Annotated in this window: 16 protein-coding genes and 1 tRNA gene; 6 read left to right on the forward strand and 11 right to left on the reverse strand. The window is 63.6% G+C overall.

Going from position 1 to position 14841, the window contains the following annotated elements:
- Positions 1–22 precede the first annotated feature (22 nt).
- The 7 genes from proB to ROH8110_RS06115 all read right to left on the reverse strand — a co-directional run bounded on the left by proB (position 23) and on the right by ROH8110_RS06115 (position 5788).
- On the reverse strand, positions 23–1129 hold the full coding sequence (proB, locus tag ROH8110_RS06085) for a glutamate 5-kinase (RefSeq protein WP_085816748.1): 1107 nt from the start codon (positions 1127–1129) through the stop codon (positions 23–25).
- Positions 1117–2154, reverse strand: a complete 1038-nt coding sequence (obgE, locus tag ROH8110_RS06090; protein WP_085816749.1) for a GTPase ObgE — start codon at positions 2152–2154, stop codon at positions 1117–1119. Before obgE ends, proB begins: the two co-directional genes overlap by 13 nt.
- Before the next feature lie 31 nt (positions 2155–2185).
- Positions 2186–2725 carry a GNAT family N-acetyltransferase gene (locus ROH8110_RS06095; protein WP_085816750.1) on the reverse strand — a complete coding sequence of 180 codons (540 nt, stop codon included), beginning with the start codon at positions 2723–2725 and terminating at the stop codon, positions 2186–2188.
- 156 nt (positions 2726–2881) lie between these two features.
- Positions 2882–3151: a 50S ribosomal protein L27 gene (gene rpmA, locus ROH8110_RS06100; RefSeq protein WP_085816752.1), complete on the reverse strand. Its 270-nt coding sequence runs from the start codon at positions 3149–3151 to the stop codon at positions 2882–2884.
- Between the two features lie 22 nt (positions 3152–3173).
- Complete coding sequence (locus ROH8110_RS06105) at positions 3174–3881, reverse strand: 50S ribosomal protein L21 (protein WP_085817037.1); 708 nt, start codon at positions 3879–3881, stop codon at positions 3174–3176.
- A 201-nt stretch (positions 3882–4082) separates the two neighbouring features.
- Positions 4083–4928 carry a DUF2059 domain-containing protein gene (locus ROH8110_RS06110; protein ID WP_245962739.1) on the reverse strand — a complete coding sequence of 282 codons (846 nt, stop codon included), beginning with the start codon at positions 4926–4928 and terminating at the stop codon, positions 4083–4085.
- Complete coding sequence (locus tag ROH8110_RS06115) at positions 4925–5788, reverse strand: DUF2059 domain-containing protein (protein WP_085816753.1); 864 nt, start codon at positions 5786–5788, stop codon at positions 4925–4927. The genes ROH8110_RS06110 and ROH8110_RS06115 overlap by 4 nt, the downstream gene beginning before the upstream one ends.
- Before the next feature lie 119 nt (positions 5789–5907).
- On the opposite strand from ROH8110_RS06115, the gene ROH8110_RS06120 reads away from it, so the two are divergent.
- The 3 genes from ROH8110_RS06120 to ROH8110_RS06130 all read left to right on the forward strand — a co-directional run bounded on the left by ROH8110_RS06120 (position 5908) and on the right by ROH8110_RS06130 (position 7371).
- Positions 5908–5997 (forward strand) — tRNA-Ser (locus tag ROH8110_RS06120).
- A gap of 180 nt (positions 5998–6177) precedes the next feature.
- Positions 6178–6615, forward strand: a complete 438-nt coding sequence (aroQ, locus tag ROH8110_RS06125; protein ID WP_085816755.1) for a type II 3-dehydroquinate dehydratase — start codon at positions 6178–6180, stop codon at positions 6613–6615.
- On the forward strand, positions 6616–7371 hold the full coding sequence (locus ROH8110_RS06130) for a LuxR family transcriptional regulator (protein WP_085816756.1): 756 nt from the start codon (positions 6616–6618) through the stop codon (positions 7369–7371).
- A 321-nt stretch (positions 7372–7692) separates the two neighbouring features.
- Here the strand turns inward: ROH8110_RS06130 and tsf are convergent, their stop codons facing one another.
- Positions 7693–8568, reverse strand: coding sequence for a translation elongation factor Ts (gene tsf, locus ROH8110_RS06135; protein ID WP_085816758.1), 876 nt, complete (start codon positions 8566–8568; stop codon positions 7693–7695).
- Between the two features lie 77 nt (positions 8569–8645).
- Positions 8646–9476 (reverse strand): 30S ribosomal protein S2, encoded by an 831-nt coding sequence (gene rpsB / locus ROH8110_RS06140; protein WP_085816759.1) that lies wholly within the window; start codon positions 9474–9476, stop codon positions 8646–8648.
- 329 nt (positions 9477–9805) lie between these two features.
- Between rpsB and ROH8110_RS06145 the strand changes: the two genes are divergently transcribed.
- From ROH8110_RS06145 to ROH8110_RS06155, 3 genes are all read left to right on the forward strand, one after another.
- A complete protein-coding gene (locus ROH8110_RS06145) occupies positions 9806–10501 on the forward strand; it encodes a DUF502 domain-containing protein (RefSeq protein ID WP_085816761.1) in 696 nt (231 codons plus the stop codon).
- Positions 10502–10722: 221 nt separating this feature from the next.
- A complete protein-coding gene (locus ROH8110_RS06150) occupies positions 10723–12360 on the forward strand; it encodes a tetrathionate reductase family octaheme c-type cytochrome (protein WP_085816762.1) in 1638 nt (545 codons plus the stop codon).
- A complete protein-coding gene (locus ROH8110_RS06155; protein WP_085816764.1) occupies positions 12353–13015 on the forward strand; it encodes a cytochrome b/b6 domain-containing protein in 663 nt (220 codons plus the stop codon). The genes ROH8110_RS06150 and ROH8110_RS06155 overlap by 8 nt, the downstream gene beginning before the upstream one ends.
- Here ROH8110_RS06155 and ROH8110_RS06160 read toward each other — a convergent pair.
- Both ROH8110_RS06160 and ROH8110_RS06165 read right to left on the reverse strand, forming a co-directional pair.
- Complete coding sequence (locus ROH8110_RS06160; RefSeq protein ID WP_085816765.1) at positions 13012–14079, reverse strand: patatin-like phospholipase family protein; 1068 nt, start codon at positions 14077–14079, stop codon at positions 13012–13014. The genes ROH8110_RS06155 and ROH8110_RS06160 overlap by 4 nt on opposite strands.
- Positions 14057–14830: a 3-hydroxybutyrate dehydrogenase gene (locus ROH8110_RS06165; protein WP_085816766.1), complete on the reverse strand. Its 774-nt coding sequence runs from the start codon at positions 14828–14830 to the stop codon at positions 14057–14059. The genes ROH8110_RS06160 and ROH8110_RS06165 overlap by 23 nt, the downstream gene beginning before the upstream one ends.
- Between the last annotated feature and the right edge of the window lie 11 nt (positions 14831–14841).

The raw sequence follows: 14841 nt of genomic DNA on the forward strand, positions 1-14841 counted from the left end.
CGGTTCTTATCACCGCCGCACCTCAGAACGCCATATCGTCACGATGGATCAACGGTCCGCGCCCCGGATAACCCAGAACGTCCTCGATCCGATCCGAACGCAGCCCGCAGATTTTCCCGGCATCGCCCGCGTCGTAGCGCGTCAGCCCCTGTCCCATCACATGTCCTGCCTCATCGGCGATTTCCAGCGGATCACCTCGCCCGAACCGCCCCTCGACGCGCAGCACCCCCGCCGCCAGCAGGCTGCTCCCGCGCGCCAGCGCCCCAGCGGCGCCCTGATCCACCACGACGCGGCCGCGCGGCTTCATCGCGGCGATCCAGGCCTTGCGCTTTTGCTGCGGATCGCCCTGCGCCCGGAACCAGGTTGCATTCGCGCCATTCTCCAGCGCCTGTATCGGATGCAGCACCGAACCTTCGGTGATCGCCATGTCGCATCCCGCCGCGATCGCCGTCTTGGCCGCCATCAGCTTGGTCTTCATGCCGCCCTTGCTCAGGCCCGAACCCGCGTCGCCCGCCATCGCCTCGATCTCGGGCGTGATCGCCTCGATCACCTCGAAGCGCCGTGCATCGGGATCCTGCGCCGGATTGGCGGAATAGAACCCGTCGACATCCGACAACAGGATCAGCTGATCTGCCCCCGCCGTCACCGCCACCTGCGCGGCCATGCGGTCATTGTCGCCATAGCGGATTTCATCCGTGGCGACGGTGTCGTTTTCGTTGACAATGGGAACGACGCCAAGTTTCAACAACTGCTCCAGCGTGGCGCGTGAATTGAGATAGCGCCGCCTGTCGGCGCTGTCCTCCAGCGTGACCAGAACCTGCGCCGCGCGCAGCCCATGCGCCGCGAGCGCCTCGGCATAGGCGCGCGCCAGTTCGATCTGCCCCACCGCCGCCGCGGCCTGGCTCTGCTCAAGGGTCAATTCGCTCGCGGGCAGGCCGAGCTCCGCACGGCCAAGCGCGATGGAGCCCGACGACACCAGGATCACATCCGTTCCCCGCGCCCTCAGCCGCGCCACGTCCTCGGCCAGCGCGCGCAGCCACTCGGTGCGCAGCTTGCCGGTCTGTCGATCCACAAGCAGCGCCGAGCCGATCTTCACGACCAGGCGCCTGGCGTCTTTCACGGCTGCCACGGTTCGGGTTCGTCCTCTGCTATGCGCTGGCGCAGGCGATCGTCGTCGATCTGGGCACGCAGCGCGCGCAGCACCTCGATGACGCCCTCTCGTGCCACCCCCGACATCTCGAGGACGCGGCCACCACAGGCGGTTTCCAGCTCTGCATGCGCCGCCGCGCGTTCTTCGTCGTCCAGCGCATCGATCTTGTTGAGAACCGTGATCCGGGGCTTGTCGGCCAGATGACCGCCATAGGCCTCGAGTTCCTGGATGATCGTCCGGTAATCCTCGGCGATGCTGTCCGATGTGCCATCGACCAGATGCAGCAGCACCGCGCAACGCTCCACATGCCCGAGAAACAGATCACCCAATCCGCGCCCCTCATGCGCGCCGCCGATCAGGCCGGGAATGTCGGCCACCACGAATTCCACGTCATCGACGCCCACAACACCAAGGTTGGGATGCAGCGTCGTGAATGGGTAATCCGCGATCTTCGGGCGCGCGTTCGACGTGGCGGCAAGAAAGGTGGACTTGCCCGCATTGGGCAGCCCCAACAGACCCACATCGGCAATCAGCTTCAGGCGCAGCCACAGCGTGCGCTCGACCCCCGGCTGACCGGAATTGGCGCGCCGGGGCGCCTGGTTCGTCGAGCTTTTGAAATGCAGGTTGCCCCAGCCGCCATTACCGCCCTTGGCCAACAGCACACGCTCGCCCACCAGCGTCAGGTCGGCGATCACCGTTTCCTGGTCCTCGTCGAGGATCTCGGTCCCCACCGGCACGCGCAGCTCGATATCGTCGCCATCCTTGCCGGTGCGCTGTTTGCCCATGCCGGGCTGGCCGTTCTTGGCGAAGAAATGCTGCTGATAGCGGAAATCGATCAGCGTATTCAGCCCCTCGACCGCCTCGACCCAGACCGAACCGCCGCTGCCGCCATCGCCGCCATCAGGACCGCCATATTCGATATACTTCTCGCGGCGAAAGCTGATGCAGCCGCCCCCGCCCGCACCCGAGCGAATGTGAACCTTTGCAAGATCGAGAAATTTCATGTCGTTTCCTTATGCAAAGGCCACTCCGGGCTCAATCCATTTTCAGACTGTAGGTCCATGTGGGCACCTTGGCACCACGCGCAACCGAGAAGCTTTCGGCATCCCCAAGATAGGCGAAACCGCATTTGGTCAAAACCCTCGCCGAGACCGGGTTATCCTGAAAGACCGTGGCAAAGATCGTGCGGCACTCCAGCGGGTTGGCCGCGATCAGCGCGGCCACCGCCGCCGAGGCGACACCGCTGTTCCAATAGGCCGGCGCGACCCAATAGCCGATCTCGCACTGCCCCAGATCAACCCGTTCAAGGCCGATCACGCCCATGACCTCCGGCCCGTCGCTGCGCGTGCCGTCCAGCGCCCAGACATCCTCGGTGCGTTCCTTTGAAAGAGCGCGCGCGATGAAGGCCTCGGTCGTGCCAGGCGGCAGCGGATGGGGAATCGACGTCGTGGCAGAGGCCACCCGTTGATCGGCGGTAAAGAATTCGATCAGCCCGGCATCCGACGGACGCAGCGGGCGCAGGTCGAAACGTTCGGTCTCGATCACCGGCTGATTGACGATCAGGTCGTGTAACATGCGCGTTCTCTCCTCAGATTGCGCTTTCGGGGGAATGCACCTCTCACCGTGGGCATGTTGCCCTCGTCCCTTCGCATCCCGACGGATTGACCCGAAATGAAAAGGGGACCGGCGCTGGCGCCGATCCCCAAATTGTCTGAACTCTCTCAGATCGGCTTACTCGGCAGCCTCCGCGACTGGAGCCACCGAAATGAAAGTGCGGCCCTTGAGGCCTTTGTGGAACTTCACGGCGCCTTCGGCAGTGGCAAAGATCGTGTGATCCTTGCCCTGGCCGACGCCTTCGCCCGGCCAGAACTTGTTGCCGCGCTGACGCACGATGATGTTGCCCGGAATGACGGCCTGGCCGCCATATTTCTTCACGCCAAGACGGCGACCCGCTGAGTCGCGACCGTTACGGGAGGAACCGCCTGCTTTCTTGTGTGCCATATCGTGTTACTCCTTTCGCCCTTCAGCCTTTGGTCAGCTCTTTGGCCTGGTCGACCCAGCCCTCGCGCTCGATCCGGCCCTTGAAGGACAGCTTTTCATCCATATCAGCAATATCGGCCTCGGTCCACGCCGCGATCTGCGCGAAAGTGGTGACGCCGGCCTCTTGCAGCTTCTTCTCAAGCGCGGGGCCAACGCCCGACAGCTGCTTGAGATCGTCGCCGCCCGCGTCGGCCTTCGCAGCCGCTTTGGGCGCGGCTTTCTTGGCCGGCGCAGCCTTGGCTTCGGCCTCGGCCTTCTTCGGGGCGTCCTTTTTCGGCGCTGCCTTCTTGGCGGGTGCCTTGGCTTCGGCGGCACCTGCGGCGACAGCCGCGATCGACCCCGCGCCCAGTGCGGCCTTGACGCCCGACTTGTCGGCGCCCTTCTCGAGGATCTCGGTCACCCGCAGCAGGGTCAGCTTCTGACGATGCCCGACCGTGCGCTTGGAGCCATGCTTACGACGGCGCTTGACGAAATTGATGACCTTGTCGCCCTTGACCTGGTCGACCACTTCGGCCTGCACGGCCGCGCCATCGACGAAAGGCGTGCCGATCACCGGCTTGTCGCCGCCCAGCATCAGGATCTCGTTGAATTGAACTTTCTCACCGGCATCGGCTGCCAGTTTCTCAACGCGCAGCACGTCGCCGGACTGCACCTTGTACTGCTTGCCACCGGTTTTCATAACCGCAAACATCTTCATTTCCTTTTCGCTTGCCGCGTTCTTCGGTCCCGGTTTCCCGATGTTCCCGGTCCGGCCCGCTTGGCCAAGACCACCTCGAACAGCGCGCCCTTGATGGGCGATCATTACATGACCCGCACGGGAAACCCCCGCCGGGATGCGCGCTTATTCAAAAACTGGGCCGCAAAGTCAAGGGGGCCGCCGGGGTTTTTCCCCTCAAAGCCGTTCGCTTTGCATACGCTCCGCCACGGCACGCCCGAGAAGATAGGATATCTCCTCGTACATGCGGTCAAAAGCCGTGAAGGTCGCACGATTGAGCGCCCGCCCCTCGGCACTGCGATAGAACGCGGCATAGGCCTCAAGGTCGCTCCCGGACAGCGGGTCATAGGCCATCATCAGGAAGGATTGCAGCCAGCCCTGCGCATCTTCGCGCACCGCTTCCTCCTGGCTCCAGACATCGTCCAGGATCTCGTCCTGCGACATCTCCAGCGCGCCTCCGTCCACCAGGCCCTTGTAGAACATGAGGTTGGCATTGAGCGCGCCGCTAACATTGCGCTCGATCAGATCGCTGTCCTCGATCAGCCGGTCCACATGCCCGAGCAGCGGATCATCCTCGTCGCGCCGCATTTCCAGCCGCTCGCGCGCACCCTCCTCGACCACCGGGTCCAGAAACGCCCGTCGCGCCGCCAGTTCCAGCGCGATGATCTCCTGTCCGCGCGGCGAAGCGAAGAACGCGATCATCGGCGCGGGGTCCGCCTCGTCAAGCGCCTCGCCAAGGCCTTGCGCCACCAGCGCCTGCATCTTCTCGGTATCGTAAATCCGCGACACCACCGCCGGCCAGCCATCGGATTCGCCGTCAGCCAGCATGTCGCTGCCAATCTCGCGGCCAAAGACCAGCCCCTCCTCACGCATCAACGCGACAGTATCACCGATCCTGAGCGCCGCGATCAGGGCGTCGATCTGCGCGCCCCGCTCAGCGCCCTGCTGCGCCCAGGCCTGGGACATCATGCCAAGCGCCAGGACAAGTCCCGCCAGCATCCGGCCGATCACGGCGCCGCTCACAGCTCCTGCCCCGTGCCGACTTCGGCCATCCGCTTGGCAAGCGCCTCGTAACGGTCGGCGGTCACCTCCCATTGAACGGCATTCATCAACTCATAGACCCGCTGCATCTGCGGATCCCGGAGCGCCTCCAGGTAGTCGCGCAGATCCTCATCCGATATGTCGCGATAGGTGTAGGCCGCCGCCGCCAGCCCCGAGCGTTTCAGATCCAGCCGCAGCGAATCCCGGTTCTCGCGCATCAGCGCGCGCAGCCGTCCCTCGTCGATCCGCCGCTCCAGCACCCCGGCATTCGAGGCGGCCATCATGAAGCGCAGCTGCAACTCCTGTACCGCGCGCACAGCCACGTCACCGCTATCCACGGCCGCGTTGAGATCGCTCAGCAGTCCGGCGCGTGGCGACCCCGTCTCGACCATCCGGGCAATCAGCTCCTCACCGATGGCGCGCTTGTCGATCTCCTCGCCCACCATGTGCGAGGCATTCTCGACCTCGACCAGCCGCTGCCCCAGCGGCGTGGCATAGAACGCCGCGGCATGGGCCAGGTCTTCGTCCGACAGGGTCTCTTCCAGAATATCCAGCGCCATCGTGCGCATCTTGCCGGTTCCAAAGACATCCTCGGCGATCCGGCTCCACTGCTCGCCGAAATCGCTGGCCGACAGGCCCAGCATGCCCGGCGCTTTCGCCGCCGACAGCGCGATACTGTCCAGCGCCACATCAAACCCCGTGACGTTGAGAAAGGCGACCAGCCGGTCCCTCTCGGCGGCCCGCGCGGCGTTTGCCGCCATCACAAGGACAAGGGCCAGGGCCAGCATCAGAACCGGCGAAACAACCTGCCGGACAAGGGCGTTGGGGCGCGCGGCGATCATGGGCTGTCCTTTCCTTTGCTGCCTGCAAGTCTAAGCTAGGCAAAAACAATGATCAAACAACGTCAAATCCCCCTTGTCATGCCAGGCAAAGCGAATTAAACGCACCCTCCAGACCCCGCGGAGAGGTGCCGGAGTGGTCGAACGGGGCGGTCTCGAAAACCGTTGATCCTTCACGGGATCCCAGGGTTCGAATCCCTGTCTCTCCGCCATTTGCTCTTGATTTCGTTCAGAAATCCGGCAATATGGCACATCCCGATAGCTGTTTGTGACGTCTATGTCATGTGCCGCGCGTGCGACACGTGCCGCTCCGGTCAGAGCGCGCGTGCGCGGACCCTCGACATGAGCTTGCATGACGGTCTACAACCCAAGGGAACAAGGGAAGACATCGCATGACCTCGATCCTGATCCTCAACGGGCCGAACCTCAACCTGCTGGGGCAACGCCAGCCCGATGTCTATGGTGCCACCACCCTCGCCGATATCGAGGCGCTCTGCCGCGACAAGGCAAAGGCGCTCGGGATTGCGATGGATTTTCGTCAGGACAACAGCGAAGGCGCGCTGATCGACGCGATCCATGCCGCCCGCGGCACCCATGACGGGATCATCCTCAATGCCGGGGCCTATACGCATACCTCCATCGCGCTGATGGATGCGCTCCTCTCGGTCGAACTGCCCGCGATCGAGCTGCATCTCTCCAACATCCACGCGCGCGAACCGTTTCGCCACGAGTCCTTCATCGCGCGGGCCGCCATCGGGGTGATCTGCGGCTTCGGCGCCAAGGGCTACGAACTGGCGCTCGAAGCGATGACAGCGCAGTTGGAGAGCTGAATGGTCTGCTGCGACCGGATCAACGAGCTCATCAACGTCTCGAGCATCGAACAGCTCTGGGATCTGCACACGCAGCACATGGCCGGCTATGGGTTCGACCGCATTCTCTATGGCTACACGCGCTATCGCACCCCTACATCGCTCGGCGACCCGGATGATTTCATCCTGCTGACCAATCACAGCCGCGACTATACCGACGTCTATATCGGCGAAAGCCTCTATACCCATGCGCCGATGGTGCGCTGGGCGCTGGAACACGAGGGCGCCTGTTCATGGTCGGTGCTGCGCCGGATGCTGAATGAAGGAGTGCTCAATGACGGCGAACGCCGCGTGGTCGAGTTCAACCGCAGCCAGGGCGTGACGGCGGGCTACTCGATCAGCTTCAAGAGCCTCTCCACACGCAGCAAGGGCGCGATCGCGCTGACCGGGCGAAATGACCTCGATCAGGCGGCACTGGATTCGATCTGGACCGAACACGGGCAGGAGATCCTTGCGCTCAACAATATCGTCCACCTGCGCATCCAGACCCTGCCCTACAGCACCGAGAAACGCGCCCTGACGCGCCGCCAGAGAGAGGTCCTGGGATGGGTCGGCGATGGCAAGACGATTCAGGATATCGCGCTCCTGATGTCGCTCAATCCCGCCACCGTCGAAAAGCACCTGCGACTTGCCCGCGAGGCGCTCGGAGTCGAAACCACCGCACAGGCAGTGCTGAAAGCCGCATTCCAGAACCAGATGTTCGTGCTCGACCCTTAAAGTATGCCGCCGTGTCAATGGTTTACGTTAGGGTAAGGAATTACATACTTCCGTTATGCGACATTAAGGCGCAGAATTATGACGTTCCGTGAGTGGTGGCATTTTGGCCTGGGAACCTGGGTTCGGATTCCTTGTCATTTCAAGGCTCTCCGACCTGCCGGTTTTTGACCGGACCCCGGCCGCCGGTCTTATTCGTCAGGTCGGCGGTCGGACCTTGCTGCGTTCTATTCGATCCCCAATTGATGGTTCGTGCAAAAAAACCGGTGCCGCCCAAGGGGCGGCACCGGTCATTTCAGGATCTGCATTGTGGATCGGCGAGCCTCAGCCCTGCACGGCCTTCGCGACTTCAGCCGCGAAATCCTCTTCCTTCTTCTCGATGCCTTCGCCCACTTCCAGGCGCACATAGCCCAGGATCTCGGCGCCCGCGTCCTTCGCGGCGGCTTCGACGGTCAGGTCGGGATTGATGACAAAGGCCTGACCCAGCAGGGTCACTTCGGCCATGTACTTCTTCATCCGGCCTTCGATCATCTTCTCGATCACCGCTTCGGGCTTGCCCGACTCACGTGCGATGTCGATCTGGACCTGGCGTTCCTTGTCGACCACGGCGGAATCGAGCTCCGCCTCGTTCAGCGCGGCGGGGTTGGTGGCGGCGATATGCATCGCAACCTGGCGCCCGAACGCTTCGTCGCCGCCCTTCAGCGCGACGAGAACGCCGATCTTGCCCATGCCGTCAGTCATCGCGTTATGGACATAGGACACAACGGTATCGCCCTCGATGGCGTCCATGCGGCGCAGCGACATGTTCTCGCCGATGGTGGCGATCTTGTCCGTGATCGTGTCGGCCACGCTCTTGCCACCCAGATCGGCGGCTTTCAGCGCCTCGATGTCAGCGGCACCAAGAGCGGCCTCGGCGATCTTGCCGACCATCTCCTGGAATTCGCCGTTCTTGGCGACGAAGTCGGTCTCGGCATTCACCTCGACGGCAACGCCCTTTCCGCCATCGACCTTGACGGCCACGAGGCCCTCGGCGGCGGTGCGGCCCGATTTCTTGGCGGCTTTCGCCAGACCCTTGGTGCGCAGCCAGTCAACGGCGGCATCCATGTCGCCATCGTTCTCGCTCAGCGCCTTCTTCGCGTCCATCATGCCTGCGCCGGTCTTGTCGCGCAGTTCTTTCACCTGTGCAGCAGTGATCGCCATCTTGGCTCTCCTTCGGATATTCGGATTATACCGGGGGCGGGATACCCCTGCCCCCGTGTCGTTTTCGTGAACGCCGCTCAGCTTTCCGCGGGTTGATCCGCCGGTGCCTCTGCGGCCGCTTCGCTCGGAGCCTCAGCAGGCGTCTCCGCCGGTGCTTCTGCGGCAGCCTCTTCGACCGGCGCTTCGCTCAGCGCGCCCACGTCAACGCCTGCGGCGTCAAGTTGCACGGCCGTGCCGTCCAGAGCGGCGCGGCTCACGAGATCGCAGTAGAGCGAGATCGCGCGGGCGGCGTCGTCATTGCCGGGGATGATGTAATCCACACCATCGGGCGAGCAGTTGGTGTCGACCACGGCCACGACCGGGATACCCAGCTTGTTGGCTTCCGCCACGGCCAGCGCTTCCTTTTTCACGTCGATGACGAACAGCATGTCCGGCAGGCCGCCCATCTCGCGGATACCGCCCAGGCTGGCGTCCAGCTTGTACTGGTCGCGTTCCAGGCCAAGACGCTCTTTCTTGGTCAGGCCCTCGGCGCCACCGGCAAGGATCTCGTCGATCTCCTGCAGGCGCTTGATCGACTTCGACACGGTCTGCCAGTTGGTCAGCGTGCCGCCCAGCCAGCGGTGGTTCATGTAATACTGTGCGCAGCGATCGGCGGCATCCGCCACCGGTTGCGCGGCCTGGCGCTTGGTGCCCACGAACAGCAGGCGGCCGCCCTTGGCGACGGTCTCGCGAACCGCGTTCAGTGCCGCATCCAGCAGCGGCACGGTCTGCGTCAGGTCGACGATGTGAATACCATTGCGCGCACCATAGATGAACTCGCCCATACGGGGGTTCCAACGCTGCGTCTGGTGACCAAAGTGAACGCCGGCTTCAAGCAGCTGACGCATGGAGAACTCGGGAAGAGCCATGTCCGTTTCCTTTCCGGTTTTAGCCTCGGCACGGGATGAGAAGCGTCGCTTCAACCGGTGGACGGATGAGGATGTCTCCCCCATCGGCCCGCCCATGCCTGCGGTGTTGAGTGGCGCGCGTATACTACCGCCCTTGACGGGGCGCAACCCCTTGCCGGGCTTTTCGCGACCGCCAGACAACCGCCGGGCACACCGCTTTGCCTCATTTCCCGGCAGAGGGTCGCGTTCCGCGTGTCGTGCCCGTGAATCCGGCGCAAATCCCATTGTTCCGCCCGCGCAAAGAGCTTAGATAGCGATCTATGTCGTGAACGGAAGACAGAACAACCCCAATGACAACCCCATTCGACGAAGAGCCCCAACCGCTGCGCAAACCGGGCATGTTCTCGGGGTTGCGCGCCAGCTTCCTCACGGGCCTCGTGGTCATCGCGCCGGTGGCGCTGACGATCTGGCTGATCTGGACCCTGATGGGCTGGGTCGACAGCTTCGTGCTGCCGCTCATCCCGACCAACCTGCGCCCCGAACATTACATCGGCATCAACCTGCGCGGCGTCGGCGTGATCATCTTCCTGGTCTTCACCATCATCGTCGGCTGGATCGCCAAGGGGCTGATCGGCAAATCCCTGATCCGCTTCGCTGAATCGCTGGTCAACCGGATGCCGGTGGTGCGCTCGATCTATTCGGGCGTGAAGCAGATCGCCGAAACCGTCTTTGCCCAGTCCGAACGCAGCTTCGAGAAAGCCTGCCTCGTACAATATCCGCGCAAGGACATATGGGCCGTCGGCTTCATCTCGACCGCCGCCAAGGGCGAGGTCAACACCAAGGCCGAAACCGGCTCGGACCTGCTCAGCATCTTCGTGCCCACCACCCCGAACCCGACCAGCGGTTTTCTCCTGTTCTTCCCGCGCGAGGACGTGATCGAACTCGACATGAGCGTCGAGGATGCCGCCAAGCTGGTCATCTCGGCCGGGCTTGTCTATCCCGGCGAAGTCAACCCCGACGACCCAAGACTGAAGCGAAGGACCTGAATCGCGCCTGCGTCATTCTCGCACCGCGCCATTTTGGGCGCGGTCTGATTCCGCATTCGCTTTCGCACAGGCCACACACTCTTGTCCGCGCGCCGGGTGCGCTGGCGCGGCGCGCGCTATAGCGATCGGCGCTCGGCCGCGCCTTGCGCTGGATCAATGCGGTAGGGAAATATACATTCCAGATCAGGAATGTGGATTTTCTTAACAAACGGGCCGTGCCTATGATTCGCTTCCTGCTCTCCCTGCTGCTGACGATGCTGGCCGTCGCAGGTCCGCTCGCCGCGCAACAGAGCGGCGCACCCGCGCTCCCCGGTGCGGACAGCACGGCGGATCATTCAAAGTTCGAAATCCTCAAGAAGGACTTCAAGACCGGCCCCGAAGTCACCGAGGCCTGCCTCAGCTGCCATAACAACGCCGACGACCAGGTGATGCATTCGATCCATTTCAAATGGGAATTCGAGCATCCCGAGACCGGCCAGTTGCTCGGCAAGCGCAACGTCATCAACGCGTTCTGCGGCTCGGTTCCGGGCAATGAACCGCGCTGCACGTCCTGTCATGCGGGCTATGGCTGGGACGACATGCACCAGAGTTCCGCCGAGGCCGGCGCCACGCCCGACTGCCTCGTCTGCCACGATCGCTCCGGTCAATACACCAAGGCCGACGACCGCTCGGGCCATCCGCCGCTCGACCCCGTTCCCGCGAAATCCAAGACCATCACCGGCGCGCCCGCGTGGGCGGTCGATCTGGGCAAGGCGGCGCGCAGCGTCGGCCAGCCGACCCGCGCCAATTGCGGCAATTGCCACTTCTATGGCGGCGGCGGCGACAACGTGAAACACGGCGACCTTTCCTCGGCGCTCTATGAACCCGCACTATCGACCGATGTCCACATGTCTCCCGAGGGCGGCGACTTCACCTGCTCCACCTGCCATGTCAGCGACCGCCACAACTGGGCCGGGTCGCGCTACATGGCGCAGGCAACCGACCCGCATGGCACCGGCAAACCCGGCGAGGCCCGCACCACCGCCACCTGCGAAAGCTGCCACGGCAATACGCCCCACCCCGCCAACATCAAGGGACTCAAGCTCAACGATCATACCGATACCCTGGCCTGCCAGTCCTGCCACATTCCCGAATTCGCCCGCGGCGGCGTCGCCACCAAGACGGTCTGGGACTGGTCGACCGCCGGCAAGCTGGATGAACAGGGCCGCGCCATCGCCATCTCGGACTATCTTGAGGCCGATGGCGACCACCGCCACACCTACCTGTCCACCAAGGGCGATTTCGAATGGGGCGAGAACGTCACGCCGCATTACGCCTGGTTCGACGGCGTCGTCGAATACACCACCGGCGACCGCAAGATCGACCCGACCCAAACGGTCGAGATCAACCCGATCCACGGCACCCCTGACGCAGAGGGCAACCGGATCTGGCCCTTCAAGCGCATGGAAGGGCGGCAGGCCTATGACAGCCAGCTCAACGAACTGGTCTACACGCAGGTCTGGGGGCCGGATACCGATACCGCGCTCTGGACCAATTTCGACTGGGCCAAGGCGATCGATGCGGGGATGAAGGCCGCGGGCGAGGAATATTCCGGCGAATTCGGTTTCGTCGACACCCACATGTATTGGCCGATCGCCCACATGGTCGCCCCGGCCAAGGATGCGGTGGAATGCGAAAGCTGCCACGCCAGGGATGGCCGCATGGCCGGCCTTGCCGGGATCAACATGCCCGGCACGGCACCCTTTGACTGGGCCGGCACGCTTGGCCTTGCGCTGTTCCTTTCGGCGCTGGGCGGGGTTCTGATCCACGCCGCCATCCGCGTCCTGCGCCCCTCGAAAAACGGAGCCTCCCATGACTGAGCGTTACGTCAAGGTCTACCCCCGCTTCGAGCGCTTCTGGCATTGGGCACAGATGCTGCTGATCGTGATCCTCCTGTTCACCGGTCTCGGGCTCAACGGGCTGCATGGCGCGATCCCCTTCGGCCCGGCGGTAATGATCCACACCATGGCCGCGCTCGCGCTGATCGTGCTCTGGGTCTTCGCGATCTTCTGGCACCTGACCACCGGCACCTGGAAACATTATGTGCCCTCGCGCGACGGGCTGCTGAAGGTGGCGCGCTTTTACGTCTGGGACATCTTCAAGGGCGGCCCGCACCCCTATCGCAAGGCCTATTGGCGCAAGCACAACCCGCTTCAGGCGATCACCTATCTCGCTCTCAAGATCATCCTCTTTCCCGCAATCTGGATCACCGGCCTTCTCGCGCTGGGCTGGAACCTCTGGGAGGACGCCCCGAATGCTCTGGCGCTGGCGGGCTGGGTCACGGACATCCACCTGCTCTCGGCCTATGCCATCGCCGCCTTCATCGTCGCGCATGTCTATCTGCTGACGGTCGGCCATTCCTTCCGCGCGCATGTGAAACCCATGATCACCGGCTTTGAAAAGGTCACCCTGACCCCCGAGGAAGAAGCCTATCTCGAAAGCGACGAGCCCGAACGCATCCGGCCGCGCACCTAGCTGAACATCGCCTCGAGATCGACCGTGCCGCGCGTATTGAGATCGTCGCGATGGTTCGCCAGAAACGTCCCCGCCGCCTCGTAGCCCGCATCGTGAAGCCGGTGCAGCAGGTAAGGCGCCGGGACCATCTTGCTCGCCAGCGACAGCTCCTGCATCAGGTCGTCATTGGCGACCATGTGGACATGCACCCGCTTCATCGCCCCCTCGCTCAGCGCGCCATCATCCAGCAGGCGATGCACGAAACGGATCGCCCGCATCTCGCGCAGCAACGAGGAATTGAAGCTGATCTCGTTGATCCGGTTCTGGATCGCCTGCGGATTGCGCGGCACCTCGGCGCGCTCCAGCGGGTTGATATGCACGATCAGCACATCCTGCGGCAAGTCCTGCGCATACAAAGGAAACAGCGCCGGGTTGCCGGTATAGCCACCGTCCCAGTAATGCTCGCCCTCAATCTCCACCGCCTTGAACAGCGTCGGCAGGCAGGCCGAGGCCAACAGGGTCTCGGTCGAAATCTCGTCGCCTGTGAAGATCCGGATCTTGCCGCTATGCACATTGGTCGCGCCGACGAAAAACCGCGGCCCCTCGGCGGCACAGATCGTGTCATAATGGAACTGCTGCGCGATCCGCTCCAGCGGGTTGCGATAGAACGGGCCATAGGCATAGGGCGACACCATCCGCGTAAGGGACTCCACCGCGGCAAAGGGCATCGACGCCTCCAGCGCCGCGCTCATCATCCCCGGCGCGGGCAGTGCGCCGATCATCCAGGCGGGCATCCGCATGTCCTGCACCGCGCCCATCTGCTCCCATAGCCAGTTGAGATTGGCCAGCGCGCCCTCGCGCCCGTTCTCCAGCAAACCCGATTTCAGCGCCGCGCCATTCAGCGCCCCTGCCGAGGCCCCCGAGATCGCCGCGATCTCGATATCCTCGTCCTCCAGCAGCCGCGCCAGCACACCCCAGGTAAAGGCCCCATGCGCGCCTCCGCCCTGAAGCGCAAGGTTGATGCGCTTGGTGGCTTTCTTGCTCCTGCGGGTCACGACAGGCTCAAAGCGCGGTCCAGCCGCCATCGACGCTGATCGTGGTGCCGGTCACCTGCGCCGCCGCATCCGAACAGAGATACAGCGCAGTGCCGCCCAGTTGCTCCACCGTGGCGAATTCCTTCGAGGGCTGACGCTGCAACATGACATCACGGATCACGTCCTCGCGGCTCATGTCGTATTCCTTCATCGTGTCGGGGATCTGCGCCTCGACCAGCGGGGTCAGAACGTAACCCGGACAGATCGCATTGGCGGTGATCGGCTCCTGCGCGGTTTCCAGCGCCGTCACCTTGGTCAGCCCGACAATCCCGTGCTTGGCGGCGACATAGGCCGACTTGAACGGGCTCGCGGTCAACCCGTGGGCGCTGGCGATGTTGATCACCCTGCCCCAGCCCGCCTTGCGCATCACAGGCAGCGCGGCCGCCGTGGTGTGAAAGGCCGAACTGAGGTTGATGGCGATGATCGCGTTCCACTTGTCGACCGGGAACTGGTCGATCGGCGCGACATGCTGGATACCGGCATTGTTCACCAGGATATCGCAGGCCCCCGCCTTTTCGATCAGGGCACGGCAAGCATCAGGGTCCGACATATCCGCCTGGATATAGCGCGCCTTCACGCCATGCTCCTTGGCGATCCTCTCGGCCAGCGCGTGGTCATCCTCCGAATCGGTAAAGGAATTCAGGACCACGTTGATACCGGCCCTGGCCAGCTCCTCGGCGATTCCCAGACCGATTCCCGAATTCGAGCCGGTGACGACGGCCGTCTTGCCTGCAACGCTCATTGCAATGCCCT

It is taken from the genome of Roseovarius halotolerans (genome assembly GCF_900172255.1).
GTDB lineage: Bacteria > Pseudomonadota > Alphaproteobacteria > Rhodobacterales > Rhodobacteraceae > Roseovarius > Roseovarius halotolerans.